This window comes from Serratia sp. Ser99 (assembly GCF_024519545.1).
GTDB lineage: Bacteria > Pseudomonadota > Gammaproteobacteria > Enterobacterales > Enterobacteriaceae > Serratia > Serratia liquefaciens.
In genome coordinates this window covers 247,563-267,838 of record NZ_JALJRT010000003.1, presented here as the reverse complement: position 1 = coordinate 267,838, position 20,276 = coordinate 247,563, and the positions used below count along the sequence as shown (strand labels likewise).

18 protein-coding genes and 1 other annotated feature are annotated in these 20,276 nt (G+C 56.3%); of the genes, 3 read left to right on the top strand and 15 right to left on the bottom strand.

Annotated elements, in window-relative coordinates; all coding sequences use genetic code 11:
- Positions 1–36: 36 nt before the first annotated feature.
- From NR114_RS08940 to NR114_RS08885, 12 genes are all read right to left on the bottom strand, one after another.
- Positions 37–1,341 (bottom strand): inosine/guanosine kinase, encoded by a 1,305-nt coding sequence (locus NR114_RS08940; RefSeq protein ID WP_020825541.1) that lies wholly within the window; start codon positions 1,339–1,341, stop codon positions 37–39.
- Positions 1,342–1,432: 91 nt separating this feature from the next.
- A complete protein-coding gene (gene hemH, locus NR114_RS08935) occupies positions 1,433–2,395 on the bottom strand; it encodes a ferrochelatase (protein WP_044548739.1) in 963 nt (320 codons plus the stop codon).
- A 146-nt stretch (positions 2,396–2,541) separates the two neighbouring features.
- A complete protein-coding gene (locus NR114_RS08930) occupies positions 2,542–3,690 on the bottom strand; it encodes a glycerate kinase (RefSeq protein WP_174573838.1) in 1,149 nt (382 codons plus the stop codon).
- 9 nt (positions 3,691–3,699) lie between these two features.
- Positions 3,700–4,965 carry a GntP family permease gene (locus NR114_RS08925; protein WP_020825538.1) on the bottom strand — a complete coding sequence of 422 codons (1,266 nt, stop codon included), beginning with the start codon at positions 4,963–4,965 and terminating at the stop codon, positions 3,700–3,702.
- 118 nt (positions 4,966–5,083) lie between these two features.
- Entirely contained in the window at positions 5,084–6,217 is a 1,134-nt protein-coding gene (locus NR114_RS08920; RefSeq protein WP_234528990.1) for a sugar diacid recognition domain-containing protein, read from the bottom strand.
- 165 nt (positions 6,218–6,382) lie between these two features.
- Positions 6,383–7,027, bottom strand: coding sequence for an adenylate kinase (gene adk, locus NR114_RS08915; RefSeq protein ID WP_020825536.1), 645 nt, complete (start codon positions 7,025–7,027; stop codon positions 6,383–6,385).
- Positions 7,028–7,230: 203 nt separating this feature from the next.
- Positions 7,231–9,096 (bottom strand): molecular chaperone HtpG, encoded by a 1,866-nt coding sequence (gene htpG, locus NR114_RS08910; RefSeq protein WP_020825535.1) that lies wholly within the window; start codon positions 9,094–9,096, stop codon positions 7,231–7,233.
- Positions 9,097–9,239: 143 nt separating this feature from the next.
- A complete protein-coding gene (gene recR, locus NR114_RS08905; RefSeq protein WP_129941065.1) occupies positions 9,240–9,845 on the bottom strand; it encodes a recombination mediator RecR in 606 nt (201 codons plus the stop codon).
- Positions 9,845–10,174: a YbaB/EbfC family nucleoid-associated protein gene (locus tag NR114_RS08900; protein ID WP_020825533.1), complete on the bottom strand. Its 330-nt coding sequence runs from the start codon at positions 10,172–10,174 to the stop codon at positions 9,845–9,847. Before NR114_RS08900 ends, recR begins: the two co-directional genes overlap by 1 nt.
- A gap of 41 nt (positions 10,175–10,215) precedes the next feature.
- The gene (dnaX, locus tag NR114_RS08895; RefSeq protein ID WP_046374335.1) at positions 10,216–12,168 is read right to left on the bottom strand and encodes a DNA polymerase III subunit gamma/tau; all 1,953 of its coding nucleotides are present in this window, start codon (positions 12,166–12,168) and stop codon (positions 10,216–10,218) included.
- Positions 10,819–10,883: a sequence feature (DnaX frameshifting element), on the bottom strand. (Overlaps the previous gene by 65 nt.)
- 83 nt (positions 12,169–12,251) lie before the next feature.
- Positions 12,252–12,803, bottom strand: coding sequence for an adenine phosphoribosyltransferase (gene apt, locus NR114_RS08890; protein WP_020825531.1), 552 nt, complete (start codon positions 12,801–12,803; stop codon positions 12,252–12,254).
- A gap of 192 nt (positions 12,804–12,995) precedes the next feature.
- Positions 12,996–13,376, bottom strand: coding sequence for a DUF454 family protein (locus NR114_RS08885; RefSeq protein ID WP_020825530.1), 381 nt, complete (start codon positions 13,374–13,376; stop codon positions 12,996–12,998).
- A gap of 149 nt (positions 13,377–13,525) precedes the next feature.
- Here NR114_RS08885 and priC point away from each other — a divergent pair, with 149 nt between their 5' ends.
- A complete protein-coding gene (gene priC / locus NR114_RS08880; RefSeq protein WP_020825529.1) occupies positions 13,526–14,062 on the top strand; it encodes a primosomal replication protein PriC in 537 nt (178 codons plus the stop codon).
- Positions 14,063–14,163: 101 nt separating this feature from the next.
- Entirely contained in the window at positions 14,164–14,343 is a 180-nt protein-coding gene (gene rsmS / locus NR114_RS08875; RefSeq protein WP_020825528.1) for a pleiotropic regulatory protein RsmS, read from the top strand.
- Between the two features lie 37 nt (positions 14,344–14,380).
- Here the strand turns inward: rsmS and mscK are convergent, their stop codons facing one another.
- The 3 genes from mscK to acrR all read right to left on the bottom strand — a co-directional run bounded on the left by mscK (position 14,381) and on the right by acrR (position 18,930).
- Positions 14,381–17,776: a mechanosensitive channel MscK gene (gene mscK / locus NR114_RS08870; RefSeq protein WP_256814073.1), complete on the bottom strand. Its 3,396-nt coding sequence runs from the start codon at positions 17,774–17,776 to the stop codon at positions 14,381–14,383.
- Positions 17,777–17,876: 100 nt separating this feature from the next.
- Positions 17,877–18,230, bottom strand: coding sequence for a DsrE/DsrF/TusD sulfur relay family protein (locus NR114_RS08865; RefSeq protein ID WP_048759565.1), 354 nt, complete (start codon positions 18,228–18,230; stop codon positions 17,877–17,879).
- A gap of 10 nt (positions 18,231–18,240) precedes the next feature.
- Positions 18,241–18,930: a multidrug efflux transporter transcriptional repressor AcrR gene (gene acrR / locus NR114_RS08860; protein WP_020825525.1), complete on the bottom strand. Its 690-nt coding sequence runs from the start codon at positions 18,928–18,930 to the stop codon at positions 18,241–18,243.
- Positions 18,931–19,072: 142 nt separating this feature from the next.
- Between acrR and sdeX the strand changes: the two genes are divergently transcribed.
- The gene (sdeX, locus tag NR114_RS08855; protein WP_234528988.1) at positions 19,073–20,260 is read left to right on the top strand and encodes a multidrug efflux RND transporter periplasmic adaptor subunit SdeX; all 1,188 of its coding nucleotides are present in this window, start codon (positions 19,073–19,075) and stop codon (positions 20,258–20,260) included.
- Positions 20,261–20,276 lie beyond the last annotated feature (16 nt).

Genomic DNA, 20,276 nt, shown 5'->3' with positions numbered 1-20,276 from the left:
TATAAAAAAGGTCCGGCTTGCCGGACCTTTTGCTTTTTAGCGTTCCCAGTAAGACTCTTCCAGACTGTCTTCCCGCTCCGGCAGGCCACGTGTCAGGCGCGGCGAATGCTGATTCAGCACCTGATAGCTGACACGGTTAGCGTATTTACACACCTGCGCCAGCGAGGAATAGGTCAGATAGCTGCGAACGTGCTTGCTGGAATTAGGCACGTTATTGCGGTGATAACCGTTGGCGGCGATATCATGCAGCAACGCCGACAGTGCGCCATCGCCGGCACCGTTGGTATTCATGATTTTCTCCGGCCCGCCCATGTAAGGCGCGATGTGCGAATAGATGCGGAACGGATTTTCACAGCTTTCACGGCGCATGGCGCGGCTGAACTCATAGCGGTTGAATTCGGCAATATGCCCCGGCAGCAGCGGATGCTGGGTTTCCCGCTTATTCGACTCTTCGGTATAACCCGCCATATAAAGGCCGTTTGGCCCGGCGGTGCACAGTACCAGATCCACCCATTCGAGCGCCATGTCAGAGGCAGTCAATGGATCGCTCAACCCGGTCAACTCCAGCGCTTCATCTTCGTTCATTGCCAGGATCGACACGTGTTGTTGCAGGAAGTCGCGCCACCATTGCGGGTTATCGGCGATCACGTACTTGGTGCCCAGCGTCAGTACCACCGGCACGTCGTGCTTTTTGGCAAATTCAATCGCCTGCATGGTGGCAGCTGGCATCGGCTCCCCTTCCTTGCAGCGCACCAAATATGACGTCAGCACCAGCGCCGAAGCACCGGCAATCACCTCTTCCTTCACGCTTTCCGGCCGCAGTTGATTCATCTGCCCGGGGCTGATGGCAAAGGTCCGTTCACCGCTTTCGCCGATCAGCGTAAAACAGCGGCCAATAGCACCGTCAACCGCCTGCAGGTGGTTAAGATCGGTACGGCTGGAGGTGTTGCACAGATAGCGATAGGCGTAGCTGCCAATCTTGATATTGCTGCACATCACGCCGAGCAGAACGGAACGGTCGTCCGCCAGCACGGAGTAGTTGTGCAGAGTATTGCCGATGGTGCCGCCGGCAAATTGGTGGGTGATCAGATTATTGTCGATCAGTTCCTGATACAGCGCCTCGGCGACGTCATCCTCAATCACCAGGGAGTGCCCCAGGCTCAGACCGTAACGCTGGACGAAGGCATCGTCCACTTTGGCTTCGATATCCACCAGCGTCTGATCGATACCGACGATATAGGAGGTGCTGATTTCATTTTCAGGCTGAGCTTGCTGCAAGAGCGGATCGCGGGCGTTCACCGGAAAATAGTGTTTGGACTTACGTTTACCAGGAAATTTCATTTATTTGGCGGCAGTGGCAGTTAACAGGCAGAGAATGTTAGCACATTCCTGCCCGATTGATGATGACTGTCACTATTTTGCGCTCTGGGGATCAGAGGTGCTGCGCCACCAGTTGCTGCATCATATCAATGTGCGCCGGTTCGTCGTTCAGCGCAGAAATGTACTCAAACTTCTCGCCGCCCGCCTCGAGGAAGATTTCGCGGTTTTGCTCTTTGATTTCTTCCAGCGTTTCCAGACAGTCCGCCGAAAAACCTGGGCAGATAAGCTGAATATGTTTAACGCCTTGCGCAGGCAGGCCCTTGAGGGTTTCATCGGTATACGGCGTCAACCAGGGTTCACGGCCAAAACGCGACTGGTAGGTCATCATGACCCGATCCGGCGCCAACGGCAAAGTGTCGGTCAATGCACGAAACGTATCCTCACAACGCTGCGGATAATCGTCGCCAAGGCGTGCATAGCGCTTGGGAATGCCGTGGAATGACAGCACCAGCCGGTCCGGTTGGCCATGCTCGGCAAACGAACGCTCCACGCTTTGACGCAATGCGGCGATGTAGGCCGGGTGTTCGGCATAGTCGCGGATAAAGCTGATCGACGGCAGGCGGCGATAGCCTTTCAGTATGCGCGCCACGCCGTCCCACACGGCTGCACTGGTTGAACAGGAGTATTGCGGGTACAACGGCAGTACTACCAGATTGGTCACGCCCTGTGCCAACAGCTTGTCTATCGCTTCGCCCAGGCTCGGTGAACCGTAGCTCATGCCCAATTCAACCGGCGTGTTCGGCATACGTGCGGCCAATGCGCGCTGCTGGCGGCGGCTGTAGACCAGCAGTGGTGAGCCTTCGTCCATCCATACCGACTTATACAGCTTGGCAACGCGCGGCGAACGGATCGGCAGGATCGCACCGTTGAGGATCGGCCACCAGATCAATGGGGCTGTATCCACTACGCGGTCGTCACTGAGGAATTCCTTCAGATAGCGTTTTACCGCCGACGAGGTCGGAGCATCCGGCGTGCCCAGGTTCACCAGCAATACCCCGTGTTTCTCTTGCTTCATCTCAGTTCCCCTTGATTCCTTGCAAGCTAACCCCCTGTTCTGGGTCAGGGGGTTAACGTCGATTAATGGCGCCTATTGTAACGGAAAAGCGCCTCGTCGGAACCGATATCAGCAACAGGCGTTGCCCATGATAAAGGGGAATGATATTAACTCTGCGCCAGTCGCCAGACCGCCGCCACATTACGCGCCGTCACCTCCAGGTTATCGGCCGCTTCCGCCAACGCTTCCTCCAGAGAGACAACGCGATCGAGCACCGAAAAAGCGGCGTCAATGCCGTGCTGGTGCACCACCTGATAATCTTTCGACAGGCTGCCGGCAATGCCGATCACCGGCAAACCAAAGCGTTTGGCCACCCGCGCCACGCCAATCGGCGTTTTGCCGTGGATAGACTGACTGTCCAGTCGCCCTTCGCCGGTGATCACCAGGTCGGCATCACGCAACGCCTCTTCCAATTGAAGGGTTTCGATCACGATCTCAATGCCGGGGCGCAACCGGGCGTTTAGCATGCCAAGCAATGCCGCCCCCATTCCCCCTGCCGCTCCTGCACCGGGCGCGTTGATAACCTCACGACCAGTAGCCTGTTCCAGCAATGTGCCGTAATGGCGCAGCGCCGCATCCAACTGCGTGACCATTTCCGGCGTGGCTCCCTTCTGCGGGCCAAACACCGCGGAGGCTCCGTTAGCACCACACAAAGGATTATCCACGTCGCAGGCCGCCGTGATGCTCACCTGCTGCAGACGCGGATCCACCCCGGAAAGATCGATATAGGCCAACTGCGCCAGCGCGGCCCCTCCAGGCGGCAAAGCCTGTCGATTCTCGTCCAGCAGTCTGGCCCCAAGCGCCTGCATCATGCCGGCCCCGCCGTCGTTGGTGGCGCTGCCGCCAATGCCAAGAATAATCGTCTTAACGCCGCGATCCAACGCAGCCTGGATCAGCTCACCGGTGCCATAACTGGTGGTCATGCGCGGATCTCGCTGCGCCTTGGGAGCCAGATGCAACCCGGAAGCCGCCGCCATCTCGATAACGGCAGTTTCTCCCTCTCCCAGCAAACCATAGAAGGCCTGTACCGGCTGGCCCAACGGCCCAGTGACCGCGACCGTGACGATTTCCCCGCCGGTAGCTGCCACCATCGAATCCACCGTGCCTTCGCCGCCGTCCGCCATGGGTAGCTTCACATACTGTACCTGCGGGAAGATCTGGCGGAAGCCGCGTTCGATGGCTTCCGCCACCTCCAATGCACTCAGGCTTTCTTTAAACGAATCCGGCGCAATCACCACTTTTTTCAGCGTTTTCATTACTCTTCCTTATCCCGCCAGATTAAATACGCCAAACATCAACGCCGAGACGGCCGCGATGGTAAAGCCGACCAGTGTTTCATAAGGCAGTAGCTTCAACCGTTGATGCACGGCCATATTGACGCTGCCGCCGGTGGCATGGAAGAAGCTGCCGTGCGGCAGGTGATCCAGCACCGTCGCGCCGGCATGGATCATAGCCGCCCCCGCCAGCCCGCTGACGCCCAGCTCCAGCAGAGTGCTGCTGAAGACACCGGATGCCACGGCGGTACCGGCGGTTGTCGAAGCGGTGGCCATCGACATTAATGCCCCAGAAAGCGGAGCCAGCAGCCAGGCCGGCATGCCGGTGCTGGTCAACCCGCTGATGAGCACGTCCTTCAGCGAAGAGTTGGCGATAATGCCTGCCAGCGTACCGGTGCCAAGCAGCATAATCGCCACCGGCGCCATACGGGACAGGCCGGAAACCATAAACTGGTTGCACTGGCGAATGCGGCCCATCAGCAATGCGCCCACCAGACCGCCCAGCGGCAACGCTATTAGCGGATCGATAGCGATGCCGGCGATCGGCCGCAGCGACAGCAGAACAATGGCAACCAAGGGTGCGCTGATCGCCGCCGCAAAGCCCGGACGAATGCCTTCGGCTTGCTGCGTCAGCTCTTCCGCCATCACCTTATCGCCCTTATCACTCAAACGGCGGGCCAGCAGATAGGCCACGATCAATCCGCACAATCCTGGCACGATACCGGCCATCATCACCGAGGTCAGCGGCACGTGGAAGTTGTCGGCTGCGGCAATGGTGTTGGGGTTTGGTGACATCACGTTACCGGCCTTGCCGCCGCCGATCATCGCCAGCAGTATCGCCGCACGCGAGATCCCGGCCTTCTGAGCGATGGAAAGGGCAATCGGCGCCACGGTGATCACCGCGACGTCGATAAATACGCCAACCGCCGTCAGGATCAGTGTAGCTACCGCCAGCGCTAACAGCGCACGGGTTTCCCCGACTTTGCGGACGATGGTTTCAGCGATGGTGTGCGCCGCGCCAGACTCGATCAACACCCCGGCCAGCACCCCCGCCGCCAAAATGCGCATCACGGCATTGGTAATGCCCTGCGCACCGGTGATCATCAGCGTCACGGTCTGCACCAGATCGGCGCCGCCGCATAATCCGCCCGCCAGCGCACCGGCAATCATGCCGTAGGCAGGCGGGACCTTGCGTAAAATCAGGACGATAGCGACGACCAATGCCACCAGCGCCCCAAGCGTGGATACCGTTGTCATTATTGTTTTCCCCGTTGTTGGTGTGGGGAAAACATATCCTGAGCGCCGGACATTGGCGTGAGAGAAAGCCACAAAAACATGCGTGCGCACACAGCGGAAAGTTGTGGTTTTACACAACTCAGCCGTGCATCAGCATGCCGATATACAGCTGCAAAGCGTCCGTTAACTGATTGATTTTTAACTCAGTAATGGCTTCAATACGCTGCAGGCGATAGCGCAAGGTATTGACGTGAATATGAAGCTCGGCGGCGGTCTGCGTCTGATCACAATTCCGCGAAAAATAGTGCCTCAGCGTGCTGCGTAATACCCCTTTCTCATCCTGTTCACCCAAAACCTGCCAGGGGCGGGAAAGCTCTTGAGCCCGCCAGTCTTCACCCAGATCGCACAGCAGTGACGGTAGCGGATAATCTTGGTAAAACAGCGTCTTGTGCCGTAACTTCAAGCGTTTCGCCATCGCCTGGGTGGCACGAGCCGTCAGGCTTGAACGGTGCAACCCTGCTTCGCCGCTAAAGAAACCACCGACAATCAACCGCAGGTTGAAACGCGACTGAAGCTGGCTCTGCAACTGCTGCGCCTGTTTGCGCTCCTGCTTCACATTCCACTCCCCCTGCACCAGACTGGCAGGACGCAGCAGGATCATTTCGTTGAACCCGGTGATGGCGATCAGCGCTTCGCGCTGAGTCTGCTCCAGCTCCGTCAGCAATTCACGCAGCAGGTGCGGCTGCGTGTCCTGTAATTCTGCGATCCAGACAATCCGTGGCTGTTGCAGATCTAACCCCAGGTAGGCGGCCATCGCCTCCAGCGAGCCTGATGCCGGCTGCGGTTGCAGCAACTGATTGGCCAGTTCCTCGCGGTAGCGTTTTTCCCACTGATGTTGATCCAGCAACGCCGCCTGCTCCACCATCATTTCGGCCGCCATTTTCACCAGTTCGGCATAAGCACGTACCTGCCCGGGTTCACCGGAAATACCGATCACCCCTACCTGTTGGCTGTGAAAACTGAAGGGCAAATTGATGCCGGGCCGCACTCCCTTGAGGTGCGCGGCAGTCACCGCATCGATTTCCACCACCCGGTTTTCGGTCAGCGCCAGAACAGCGCCTTCATGACGCTGAAACAGGCGTGAGGGGTTGCCGGAAGCGATGATGACGCCGTTGCTGTCCATCACATTGACAGAATGGCTGATGATGCTCATCGCCCGCTGTACGATCTGGCGTGCGGTGGATTCTGCCAGCAAATGGGTTGGTCTGAGCATGCGGATTGTCCCCGGGGATTAAGATGGGGGAGTTATACGCCATTTCTCTCGGTGGATTAAAGGGCACAGGCGCAACAAGCCACGGCGATCACAATTCGGCGGGTAAATAATAAAAAAACGCCAGGCGGATGAGGCCTGGCGCTATGCACAGCAATGAAAAACCGATTAGCCGAGGATGTTCGCCAGTTCGGCGCTCACTTCGGTCACTTTGCGGGTGCCGTCGATTTTACGGTATTGGGTGTTACCTGCAGCAGCTTCTTTGCTGTAGTAGGAAATCAGCGGTGCAGTCATCTGATGGTATTCCACCAGACGTTTACGTACGGTTTCTTCCTGATCGTCTTTACGAGTTGTCAGTTCTTCACCGGTCGCGTCGTCTTTACCTTCCACCTTCGGTGGATTGAATTTAATGTGGTACACGCGGCCAGAAGGGGCATGTACGCGACGACCAACGATGCGATCGATAATCAGCTCGTCCGGTACGTCAAATTCCAGCACGTAATCCACATTGATGCCGGCTTCTTTCATCGCGTCAGCCTGTGGAATGGTGCGCGGGAAACCGTCCAGCAGAAAACCTTTACGGCAATCTTCCTGGGTGATGCGTTCTTTAACCAGTGCAATGACCAACTCATCGGTCACCAGCTTGCCGGCGTCCATGATTTCTTTCGCCTGCTTGCCCAATTCACTGCCGGCCTTCACGGCTGCGCGCAACATATCACCCGTAGAGATTTGCGGAATACCGTATTTCTCCATGATGAATTGAGCCTGAGTACCTTTACCAGCGCCCGGAGCGCCCAGCAGAATGATACGCATTGCGTAAATCCCCTTGCTATGTAGTTTTTATAAAATTGCGAAAACGCTCAACCATACCATTTCAGGGGGGGCTGGCTCAAGGTACGCGAGGAAATCGATTGCGGCGTCAAAGGGAGAAAACAGAGAATAAAGCGCGGAAAATCGGCAGGAAAAACAAAAAAATACGCCCAAAATTCGCGGATTTTGGGCGTATATACTCGGAATTATGCGGACAACAGTTTATTCATACGACGGATAAACTGATTTGGATCCTCCAGGGTGCCGCGTTCAGCCAGCAGAGCCTGATCCAATAACAGATCAATCCATTCGGCGAATTGTTCGTTATCGCCCACATCGGATGCGCGTTTGACCAACGCATGCTCCGGGTTCAGTTCGAAAATGTACTTCACCGCCGGCGCTTCCTGGCCCGCAGCGGCAAACAGCTTCGCCATCTGGGTGCTCATTTCGTCGGCATCGGTGATAACGATAGCCGGCGTGTCGGTCAGACGGTGCGTCAGACGCACGTCCTTCACGCGATCGCCCAGCAGGGTTTTCACACGGTCAACAAAGGGCTCCAGCTGCTTCTCGGCGGCCTTCTGCTCTTCGGTTTCGTCTGCCAGCTTGTCCAACGCGTCATCTGCCTTGCTGACGGATTGGAACGGCTTGCCGTCGAACTCGGTCAGGTAGCTCATCATCCATTCGTCGATGCGGTCAGAAAGCAGCAGCACTTCGATGCCTTTCTTGCGGAACAGTTCCAGGTGCGGGCTGCTCTTGGCGGCGGCATAGCTGTCGGCGGTGATGTAATAAATCTTCTCCTGCCCTTCTGCCATGCGGCCCACGTACTCTTCCAGCGAGACGGTTTGCGCCGAGCTGTCATTGTGGGTGGAAGCAAAGCGCAGCAGCTTGGCAATGGCTTCTTTGTTGCCACCATCTTCCGCCGGGCCCTCTTTCAACACCAGACCAAACTGCTGCCAGAACTTCTGGTAGCCTTCCGCATCGTCTTTAGCCAGTTTCTCCAGCATCTGCAACACACGCTTGGTCAGCGCACCGCGCAGGTTCTGGGTCACACGGCTGTCTTGCAGGATCTCACGCGAAACGTTCAGCGGCAGATCGTTGGAATCGATCAGGCCACGCACGAAACGCAGGTAGTTCGGCATGAACTGTTCAGCGTCGTCCATGATGAACACGCGCTGCACGTACAGCTTCAGCCCGTGCTTGTGATCGCGGTTCCACATGTCCCATGGCGCCTGGGCAGGAATGTACAGCAGGCTGGTGTATTCCTGCTTGCCTTCCACTCGGTTGTGGCTCCAGCTCAGCGGATCGGTAAAGTCGTGCGCGATGTGCTTGTAGAACTCTTTGTATTCTTCGTCGGTCACGTCAGCCTTGCTGCGGGTCCACAGGGCCTGCGCCTTGTTGATTTTTTCCCAGGTGACGGTGCCGTCTTCTTCGTTTTTGCTTTCAATCTCAACCGGCAGTGCAATGTGGTCGGAGTATTTGCCGATCACGGAACGCAGACGCCAGGCATCGAGATACTCATCTTCGCCTTCGCGCAGATGCAGGGTAATTTCGGTACCGCGATCTTCTTTGCTGATATCGGCAATGGTGTAATCGCCTTCGCCGACAGATTCCCAGAACACGCCTTGATCGGCCGGAGCGCCCGCGGCACGAGTGCGCACGGTGACTTTATCCGCCACGATGAACGCGGAGTAGAAACCCACGCCGAACTGACCAATCAGTTGGCTGTCTTTGGCCTGATCGGAACCGATGGATTCCAGGAAGGCTTTGGTACCTGACTTGGCGATGGTACCCAGGTTTTCAATCACTTCCTCACGGCTCATGCCAATACCATTGTCGGCGATGGTCAACGTACGCTGTTCTTTATCGAAGGAAAGGCGCACACGCAGCTCGCCGTCACCTTCATACAGCTCAGGCGTCGACAGTGCGCGGAAACGCAGCTTGTCGGCGGCATCCGAGGCGTTGGAGATCAGCTCGCGCAGGAAAATTTCTTTATTGGAGTACAGCGAATGAATCATCAAATGAAGCAGTTGTTTTACTTCAGACTGGAAACCACGGGTTTCTTGACCTTTCATACTCATTGATTACCTCAAAGACAATAGCTACCAAAAGCGAACAATGAGGATTAAGTGGGGACAAGGGCGTTGTTTTTCAAGCGGCTGGCGGGAAATTTTTGCAGATAGCTGACGGGGCCAAATAGCCCCATCAGAGGAAAACATCAAAACTTGATAACGTGACGACCGGCCAATGAATGCGACAACGTGGTGCCGTCGACCATTTCCAGTTCACCGCCCACCGGCACGCCGTGGGCTATGCGGCTGGCGACCACGCCATACTGGCCGCACATCTCGGCGATATAGTTGGCGGTTGCCTCACCTTCCACCGTCGGGTTGGTGGCCAGGATCACTTCGGTGATGTTTTCTTTTTCCAGCCGTTGCTCCAGCCGATCCAGACCGATATCACCGGGCCCAATGCCGTCCATCGGCGACAGATGGCCCATCAGCACAAAGTAACGTCCGGCAAACTGGCCGGTCTGCTCGATGGCGTGAATATCCGCCGGACTTTCCACCACGCAGATCTGACCGTTTTGCTGACGGCGCGGATTGGCGCAGATGGTGCAAACGTCCTGCTCGGTGAACGTACGGCAATCGGCACAGTGGCCAATCTCTGACATGGCGCGGGTCAGCGCCTGCGCCAGACGCATCCCACCGCTGCGATCGCGCTGCAACAGCTGGAACGCCATACGCTGCGCCGACTTCGGGCCAACGCCCGGCAGGCAGCGCAACGCCTCCATCAGTGTTTCAAGGAGCGGGCTGGTCTGCATTAGAACGGCATCTTAAAGCCAGGTGGCAGTTGCATGCCGCTGGATACAGACGCCATCTTCTCTTTCTGGGTTTCGTCGATACGGCGCGCAGCATCGTTAATCGCAGCGGCGATCAGATCTTCCAGCATGTCTTTGTCGTCTTCCATCAGACTCTGATCGATCTCCACTCGACGGCAGTTGTGCGCACCGTTGATGGTGACTTTCACCAGACCGGCGCCAGATTCGCCAGTCACTTCCAATTTGGCGACTTCTTCCTGCATCTGCTGCATTTTTTCTTGCATTTGCTGGGCTTGCTTCATCAGGTTGCCCAGACCGCCTTTACCAAACATAGTCGTCTCTCGTCGCTAGGGCCGCGCACTTTACGCGGCGTTTAAATGGGGCGAATACTCTCTTCATCCAGGTCTGCGTCGAAGAACCGGCGCAGCGTTTGGATATTGGTATCCGCAACGATCGACTGGCGCGCCTGCGCCAGTTTTTCTTCATAAATGGCTTGGCGCCACTCCAGCGGAGTCCGCTCCGCCGGATTATCGTCTTCCACCACGGTCAGTTCAACCGGACTGCCGTACAGCTCGGTGAGTGCATCGGTCAACACCTTCTGCGCCGAAGGCGAGTTCAGATGGCGCTGCGACGACCGCAGATGGAGACAAATTTTACCTGGTTCCAGCACTTCTTTAACCGCGTTCAACGCCAGTTGCTGCACCAGTTTTGGAATTTTCAGCTTATCGATTTCTGCCGCCCAGGCATCGCGTTCCAGCGACTCCACCACCAGCTTGGCCGACAGTTCGGGCGTTTTTTCATGCTCAAGAGCCGTGCGCAGCGCTTTTGGCGTCGCCAGCGGTTCCGGCTCGGCCTCTGGCTCGGTCTGTGCACGCCAGCGATAAGCTTCCGGCTTGGCCGGTTTTTGCTGAACAAGTTTTTCCGCCTGGCGCTGCTGGCTGCGCTCAGTCACGGAAGCCAACCGCTCCAGTGCTGAGTTTGCCGGCCGCGCTTTTCCTGGCGCCGCCGGTTCACTCTTTTTTGGTGTGGATGCTCCCTGCCGCAACAGCTGGGTGCGCGCCTTTAATAATTGCGCGGTGGCATCCGGTAAATTAGCCTGCTGATTATTCTGTGGCGCAACCTGGCCTAACGGCGGTGGCGCGTCCTGAAACTGTGGTGGCTGAGCCACCTGCTGAGCCTGCGGTTGCGCCATCTGCGCCGGTGCGGTTTGCACCATCGCCACCGGCTCAGGGATCACCGCTTTCGGGTGAAATGCCAGCGCACGCAGCAGGGTCATCTCAACCCCCATACGGCGATCCGGGGCAAAGGCCAGCTCTTTACGGCCGACCAGCAGGGTTTGGTAATAAAGCTGTACGTCCGTCGGCGGCAAAGTACGCGCCAGCTCACGCAACCGCTGTTCAATGGCGGCGTAATGATTGTCCAGTACCGATGGCAGTAACTGCACCATCGCGATCCGGTGCAGCAAGGCCAGCGTTTCGATCAGCAGGTTTTCCCAGTCAACACCGCGTGAAGCGGCTTGCGCGACCTGCGCCATCACCTTTTCGCCATCGGCGCTCACCAGCGCTTCGAGGATTGCCAGCGGCTGTTCGTCGTCCAGCGTACCGAGCATTTGGCTGACAGTGGTGGTGGTCACCTGCCCTTGCCCCATCGCGATAGCCTGGTCGGTGAGGCTCAACGCGTCACGCATACTGCCGTCGGCAGCACGTGCTATCAGCTGCAGCGCGCGCTGGTCGCTGGTGATTTGTTCTGCCTGCAGAACCGTTTCCAACTGGTTGCGGATCTGCTCGACATCCAGAGCCTTAAGATGAAATTGCAGGCAGCGCGACAGGATAGTGACCGGCAGCTTTTGCGGATCGGTCGTCGCCAGCAGGAATTTGACGTGAGAAGGCGGCTCTTCCAGCGTTTTCAACAGCGCATTGAAGCTGTGACGCGAAAGCATGTGCACTTCGTCAATCAGGTAAACCTTGAAGCGGCCGCGGGCGGGTGCGTACTGGACGTTATCCAGCAGATCGCGGGTATCTTCCACCTTGGTTCTGGACGCGGCGTCGATCTCGATCAGATCAACAAAGCGGCCCTGCTCAATCTCGCGGCAGTTGTCGCATTGACCGCACGGCGTGGCGGTGATGCCGGTTTCACAGTTCAGGCCTTTGGCCAGCAAGCGCGCAATGGTGGTTTTACCCACGCCGCGCGTGCCCGAGAACAGATAGGCGTGATGAATCCGCCCCAGCGAGAGGCCGTTAGCCAGCGCAGTCAGGACATGTTCCTGTCCGACAACATCTGCAAACGTTTGAGGGCGCCACTTACGGGCAAGAACCTGATAGCTCATTAATACCGGAAAAGTCGAGTAATCTGGAGGGTCATGCTAACACAGCCCCGCGGCGATCCGCGAGGCCGTTGTGGTAATGCAGATCAGTGGCCGGCGAAGTTGACCAGGCAGTAGCATTCAATACCCAGTGAGTTCAAACGCGCTTCACCGCCGAGATCCGGCAGGTTGATAATGAAAGCAGCGTCTTTAACTTCACCACCCAGACGGCGGATCAGTTTTGCGGTGGCTTCGATGGTGCCACCGGTTGCCAGCAGATCGTCCACCACCAGCACTTTATCACCGGCACTGATGGCATCGGTGTGTATTTCCAGTTGGTCAGTACCGTATTCCAGCTCATAGCTTTCGCTGAGCGTCGCGCGCGGCAACTTACCCGGTTTACGCACCGGAACGAAGCCCACGCCCAGCGCCAATGCCACCGGTGCGCCAAACAGGAAACCACGCGCTTCGGTGCCAACCACTTTGGTCACGCCCGCTTCGCGAAAGCGCTCAACCAGCAATTCGATGCTGGCAGCATAAGCCAGCGGGTTTTCCAGCAGGCTGGTGACGTCACGGAACAGTATGCCCGGCTTAGGGTAATCCGGAATGGTTTTGATACTGTCTTTAATAAACTGAAGCTGCTGTGCAGTAGCGGTCATAATTATTGCCTGATAAAACTGCCTGATGACTTGCGCGCCGATCGTCTGGAACCCGATCCCGGCATAAACAGGGAATGGGAGGCCACCCGCGCACGAAAACGCCCAAATCTATGCAAACTGACGGACAAATGCAACTTTCCCCTGCATCTTTCAAAACGCAGCCTGAAAGCTATTGAATATCATAAGCCACAATCAGCGCTGTTTTTGTTGCGATAAGTCAACAACCGGCAAGCGCAACATGAAGGTCAGCAAAATAGCCAGCATCAGCAACAGCACTCCGCGCACCCACCAGATTTTAACCAACCACAACGAAAGTGCGAATGTCAGCACAATCACCACCACCGCCTTCCATTTAGCCCCTGGAGGTAAGGCGCGATGCTGCTGCCAATGGCGCAGATAAGGCCCGAACCAGGAGCGGTACAACAGCCAACTGTGGAAGCGTGGTGACGAACGGGCGAAGCACCAGGCGGCCAACAGCAGAAACGGCGTCGTCGGCAGCAGTGGTAATACCACGCCCAACGTCGCCAACACCACCGCTAACCAACCGAGGATAATCAATAACCAACGCGTCATGCGAGCCCTTGTCCATCAACCTGTCTGGCGTTACTTTATCACCGCCTTCCCCCGTGCCACCAGCCGCAACGGGCGGAATTATGCACGGCGCTTGTTTCACGACGCGATCGCGGGCAAGCTGAGCCCACTATCCCCACAATGGAGCCGACGTGAGCACCCAGCGTCTTTTAGAAGCGTTAGAACAACAAATCAAGGTATTGGCCAGCGAGATCACGCCACGCGGCGACGCGCCTATCCCTCAGGCACGCTTCGATACTGCGCTGTTTTCTAACCGCGGTACACGGCTGCGCGATTATCTGGCCGAAGTGCAAAAGAACTTCGCCCAGCTGCAGACGGCGGCCAACGACAATCGCACCACTCAGGTGGCCTTTCTGGCAGAAAAGTTGCTGGCACAGCTCACCGCCCTGCAACGCGAGCTGGCAACCCAGACGCTGCGCCGTAAGAATCAGCCCAAAGAGGTGGCAGCGGTCGATCTGTATCACAAGCTGGCCGAACATCAGGATTATGAACGTCGGATCATTGCAATGATTCAGGATCGGGAAAGCCTGCTGGGAAGGCAGACGACGCTGGCGGCACAGCAAAAGCTTCAACATGAGCTGGCTGCGTTAGAAGGCCGACTGACGCGTTGCCGTCAAGCGCTGACGCGCATTGAGCGCAGTATTGAACGTAAAGAAAACGGTTTTTGAAGATTTATCACAATATTTTAATGATTATTCCCCCCAATCGGGCTTGTTCACTATACTCAGCCGAACGAAGTATCATTCATCTCAATTAAAACGTGGGTTTTATGTCTCTAGAAAATGCCTCACCAGAATTGCAACTGGCGGTAGATCTGATTTACCTGCTGGAATGCAATGAGATCGATCCCGCCACCGCGCTGGCGGCGCTGGATATTGTCAAACGGGACTACCAGGAAAAGCTGCAGCGCAACGGCGTTACCTCCCCATATCTGCCTGTCGGGCAGTGAAAAGGGTTCAGCCTGCGCTGAACCCAGGATCCTCGTTCTACTCCCCTACAGATGAGCCGTCCTTATCCGAAGATAGCGTCCGTTTTACTTCCTGCACCTCGTTGCCCTGCTGATTGTGCAAATAGACCTCGAGCTGGTTGAAAGCAATGTTGATGTCGTTTTCGCGACACAGGCGTTCGATAGAGCGATTCAGTTCGTCAACGGTATAGCTGCGGTCGCGAAGCTCACGTACGTAAAGGCGCAGTTCATGATCCAGCGTGCTGGCACCGAAATTCAGGAAGAACACCTGCGGTTCCGGATCGCTCATCACGCGTGGGTTATCATGCGCTGCCTTGAGCAGCACCGCTTTCACCTTATCCAAATCGGAGCCGTAGGCCACCCCTACCTTGATTAAAACGCGGGTGATGGTGTCTGACAGCGACCAGTTGATCAGCCGTTCGGTCACAAATGCCTTATTCGGAATGATCACCTCTTTGCGATCAAAGTCAGTGATGGTGGTAGCGCGAATGCGGATTTTGCTGACCGAACCAGAGAAAGTGCCAATAGTAATGGTATCGCCAATACGAATCGGCCGTTCGAACAGAATGATCAGGCCGGACACAAAGTTAGCGAAAATCTCCTGCAGCCCGAACCCCAACCCGACGGTCAAACCGGCGGCCAACCACTGCAATTTATCCCAGGAGACACCCAGCGACCCCAGCGCGGTTACTGCACCCACAGTGGTAATCAGGTAGGTGAGTATGGTGGTGACGGCGTAAGACGTCCCCTGCCGCAGCTGCAGCCGCGACAGCACCACCACTTCGAGCAGACCGGGCAGGTTGCGCGTCATCACGTAGGCGACAATTACCGCCGCTATCGCCACCATCATGTTGCCCAGCGTCACCGCCTGCGCCACGATGCTGCCAGCGACAGTGGTGGTGTAATGCCACAGCGTAATGCTGTCCAGGTACGAAATGACCGTCACCAAATCTGACCAAATGCCATACAGGGCGCTGGCGAAGATAATAAACAGCACCATGGTGGTCAGACGCAGCGACTGCTGGTTGATCTGATCGAGCGCCAAAGGCGGCTCCTCAACCGGTTCAACCCCTTCAGCCCCCTCTTTCTCCTTCGCCAGGCTCTGACGACGAGCTATCGCGCGGCGATAAGCCAGACGGCGCGCCGCGACGCTCAGCCCGCGAATGGCGGTCAGATAGACGATATTCCACAGGAAGAACAGATACAGGCTGTCGATCCAGCGGCCGGCTAACCGCAACGTGGTATAGAAATAGCCGGCGAACATCAGCCCCAACAGGATCAGCGGCGTAGCGGCAATGGCGGTGACAATGATCAGCCTTACCGCGTGCGAGCCCTTTTCACGCCAGCTGTCGCGGCACAACGGAAACACCAGCACTGCCAGCAGTGCCAAGGTCAACATCACCACCACCTGGCCGATAACGTCTTCCACCAGCCGCAGTGGCGCTTTCTCGCCCAGCACCGACCAGAAGATCAGCGGTAGCAGCGCCAGCCCAAGGCGCACCGTCTGACGACGATAATGCGCACAAAGCTCGGCGGCGAAGTTGAAATGCCGTTCGCAGATGCCGCCAGGTGCCAGCGTGCGGTAGGTAAAGCCGAATATCAGCCAGAACAGCGCCAACTGTTGCGACAACGCCCAGAGAAAGTCACTGAGACCGATTTCTGCACGGTAACACCAGAACCCCACCCCCAACAGCAATGCCGAACCGGGCAGAACCTTCAGCAGAGTCAACACAATGGCCCTGGGGGTGTGCATCTGGCTATCACGCTTTAACTGCCCCACGTCATTGGCCAGTTTCTGCAAATGGGTGTCTATCAGCTTGTAACGCCAGCGCAACAGGCCGATCAGCAACAGCAGCGGGATCAGCATGACCAGTGAATTCAGTCCGCCCTGCAATATTTTGCCGAAATCGACTTTGAAATCGAGCGCAGCCAGTTGATCTCTAACCGCCCCTGGCAAAGCTTTCAGCCACGCCAGATCGACCGGTTTGTTGCTGTTTACCCAGAAAATCTGCTGAGTCAGGGTATCGCGCAGCGAGCTGTTAACGCTGGTTAACTGCTGTTGGTTGATCTGCAGGCTGATCGATTGTGCCAACTGATTACTGAGCTGTTTGTTTAACTGATCCAACAGCTCACGGCGCATATCGACGATTTCATTCAGAGCATCCAGCACGTCGGCGCTGGCTTTTTCTTTGCTGTCGGCGACCAGTTTGTTGATGTAATCGTCACCCTTGAACAGGTCGTCGCGCTGCTGGTTGATATCAAACTGTTCCAGGCGCAGATCGGCAATACGCGTGCCCATATCCGCCACCAACGTGCCCTGCGGCAGGCTTTGTTGCTGCTGATACAGAATGCGCGACAGCATCAGACTGCCTTTCAGCACCTGGATCTGCTCCTTGAGATTACGCTCCGCCTGCAGGCCGCGATCCAGCCAGTTCTTCACCCGAATATTCTGCTGGAACAGTACGTTGCTCTCTTCCGTGGCGGCAATCAGCCGCTGGCTGAGCTGGCGGTTAACGTCCAGCTCTTTGCTGACCAACTGGTCGTGCTGGATATCCGTAGCGTCTTCCGGATTCTGCGCCTCTTTGGCGGTTTTTTCCGACAGCGTCAGGCGCTTGCTGTTGACCACTTCTTGCAACAATTGCACGTTGTGGTCGAGCGCATCGATATGCCCGGTCGTATAATCGCGCTGCTTCTGCAGCAAATCTTGCAGGGTAGTGTTGGCTTCCAGACTTTTGCGTTGCAGATCTATCTGCGCGTTGAGTAGCGTTTGCTCGGTGGCCAGCATCACCAGTTGGCTGTCACGCAACGAGTTTTGTCCCGGCGTCTGATCGTTGATCTGGTTACGAATTTCCTGCAGCCGCTGAGACGCGGTATACATGCTGCTCTGCACCCGTTCCGGTTGAGTCTGTAGCGAAACCAGCTGGCTGTTATAGGTGGACAGGTTTTCCTGCGCCGTCTGCAGGTCATCGAGCGTCTGGTAAAGCCGGGTTTCCAATTGGCGCAGGGAAAGCTGCAGCAGTTCGGCCCGGGCGGCCGCACTGTCGACCGGCGTTTTGAGCGCCGCCAGATCGTCGGTGACCTGGCGCAATTTGCCCGGTGCCAGCTGCAGCTGTTGCTTAAGCTGCGCGCCATCCTGCCTGGTGCGATCGATGGCATCCAGCAGTTCTAGGGTTCGGGTAAGGTCTTGCTGCGTGAGTTTATTGACCGGCGTCAGCGTCTTTTGCTTATTCAGCGCATCAAGCTGGCTTTGTATTTCACTGCGTGACGGCACATCGCCATTGAGTGCCGCAGAGGCTGCAGGTTGGCAAACCGCACAGAAAGCGATCAACAAAAACAGGGCGAAGGCGCGGGAGAACTCCACACCGAACAACGACACGAGCGGCAGAAAAAGGCGTTTGGCTAACCTGCGATGCATGATTTGGCTTCGAATCAATAAAGAAGCCTAAAGATTATCACGATCGCAGAGAGCCAAAGAATAAGAAAAGCGTTGCGGGTGATGTACAAATGTCGCGGGCTTAGAAGGTCAATACTTTCTCCGCCGCCAACGTCCACTGTGCCAGTTCCACCAGCGTTCCGATTTCCACCCCGTCTGCCAGCGGCAGCCGACTGACTCCGCGCGCATCGGCACAGGTTTTACACAATTTCACCGGCACCTGCTGCGCGGTAAGAATTTCCAGCATTTGCTGCAGGTGATAGCCTTCATGCGGCTGCTGCCCGGCAATGCCCGCGACCACCGCATCGGACATCAAAAACAGTTTCAGGTTGAGATCGCTCTGCTGGTCTTTCAGCGCAATCGCCAGACGCAACGCGTTAAACAGCGATTCGTGACCATAAGCGGCACCATTGGCGATCAAAACAACGGATGACATGGTATTTCTCCTATAAATGATGATGTTCTGCACTCAACGGCTGTGCCGCCAGCTCCCCCTCCTCCGGTTTTATCCGCAAGGTGGGGCTGAATTGGGCCATTTCGATAAATGAGTCGATCAACACCGCCGCCTCGGCTTTCAGATCAAAACTTTCCGGCATAAAAAGCCAGTTTTCCATCAGGCCGGTAATGTAGGCGCGCAGAATGATAGAAGCGCGGCGGGTATGTAAATCAGCCGGCAGTTGGCCGTGGCGCATACTGTTGCGCAGCACGGACTCAATACGGTCGTAACCTTCCAGATAGAGGACTTTACGGGCATCTTGCAACGGGAGCATCTCACCGACAAATTCACACTTATGGAAAACGATCTCCATCAGGGCACGCCTGCGTGCGTCATCTACCGTAGCCGTCAGAATATAAATTAGAATTTCGCGTAAAATACGCAGTGGATTCTCAGGGTACTTTGCCTGATACTCTAGTTCGAGATCGCCTATTTTCGACTCTGATAACTCCCAAACTTCGTTAAACAGGTCTACCTTATTCTTGAAGTGCCAGTAAATTGCGCCACGCGTCACCCCAGCAGCGGTGGCTATATCGGTGAGGGACGTTGCAGAAACGCCACGTTCAGAGAATTCTCGCACCGCAGCGTCAAGAATGTGCTGTCGAGTTTCTTGCGCTTGCTGTTTGGTTTTTCGTGCCATGGCGTTGTTTTTTCGGGGAAGTGAGATTTACATACATTCGTGTATGTATGTACCATAGCACGCACTAATAATTAACGCAGCAATGGGTTTTAAAGCTTGTGATCCATTGATCATTTTGAAATCGGACACTTGAGGTTTTTCTATGAACAAAAACAGAGGGTTAACGCCTCTGGCGGCAGTTCTGATGCTTTCAGGCAGCTTAGTGCTAACAGGATGTAACGATAAAGAAACCCAACAGCAAGGCGCCCAGGCACCGGCTCCCGAAGTGGGTGTAGTGACATTGAAGGCAGAACCTCTCAACATCACCACCGATCTTCCTGGTCGTACCGCTGCGTATCGTATCGCCGAAGTTCGCCCTCAGGTTAGCGGCATTATCCTGAAACGTAACTTCGTAGAAGGCAGCGATATCAAGGCAGGTACTTCCCTGTATCAAATCGATCCTGCTACCTATCAGGCAGCCTATGACAGCGCTAAAGGCGATTTGGCGAAAGCCCAAGCCAGCGCGTCTATCGCACGCGTGACGGTTAACCGCTACAAACCATTGCTGGGTACCAGTTACATCAGTAAGCAAGATTACGACACCGCAGTCTCCAACCTGCAGCAGGCGGAAGCCGCTGTTGTGGCTGCCAAAGCCGCTGTGGAAACCGCGCGCATCAACCTGGCTTACACCAAGGTGACTTCACCAATCTCCGGCCGTATCGGCAAATCTGCCGTGACCGAAGGGGCACTGGTCACTAACGGCCAAGCCACTGCTCTGTCTACCGTGCAGCAGCTTGATCCGATGTACGTCGACGTGACTCAGTCGAGCAACGACTTCCTGCGTCTGAAACAAGAACTGGCAAGCGGTGCGCTGAAGCAAGAGAACGGCAAAGCCAAAGTGAAACTGCTGCTGGAAAACGGCGCGCAATACGCTCAGGAAGGCACGCTGGAATTCTCTGACGTCACCGTTGATGAAACCACCGGTTCCATCACCATTCGTGCGGTGTTCCCTAACCCGAACGATACGCTGTTGCCGGGCATGTTCGTTCGCGCCCGTCTGGACGAAGGTGTGCGCAGCGACGCATTGCTGGTACCGCAGCAGGGTGTGACGCGTAACCCACGTGGCGATGCTACTGCACTGGTGGTAGGTGCTGACGACAAAGTTGAATTGCGTACGCTGAAGGCCGAGCAGGCTATCGGCGACAAATGGCTGGTTACCGACGGTTTGAAAGCCGGCGACCGCGTGATTGTCACCGGCTTGATGAAAGTCCGTCCGGGCGCTCAGGTAAAAGTGCAGGAAGTTGACACTCAGGCGCAAAAGCAGCCGCAGTCTGAAGCGCAGAAGTCATAAAAAGGAGCCGGTAAGA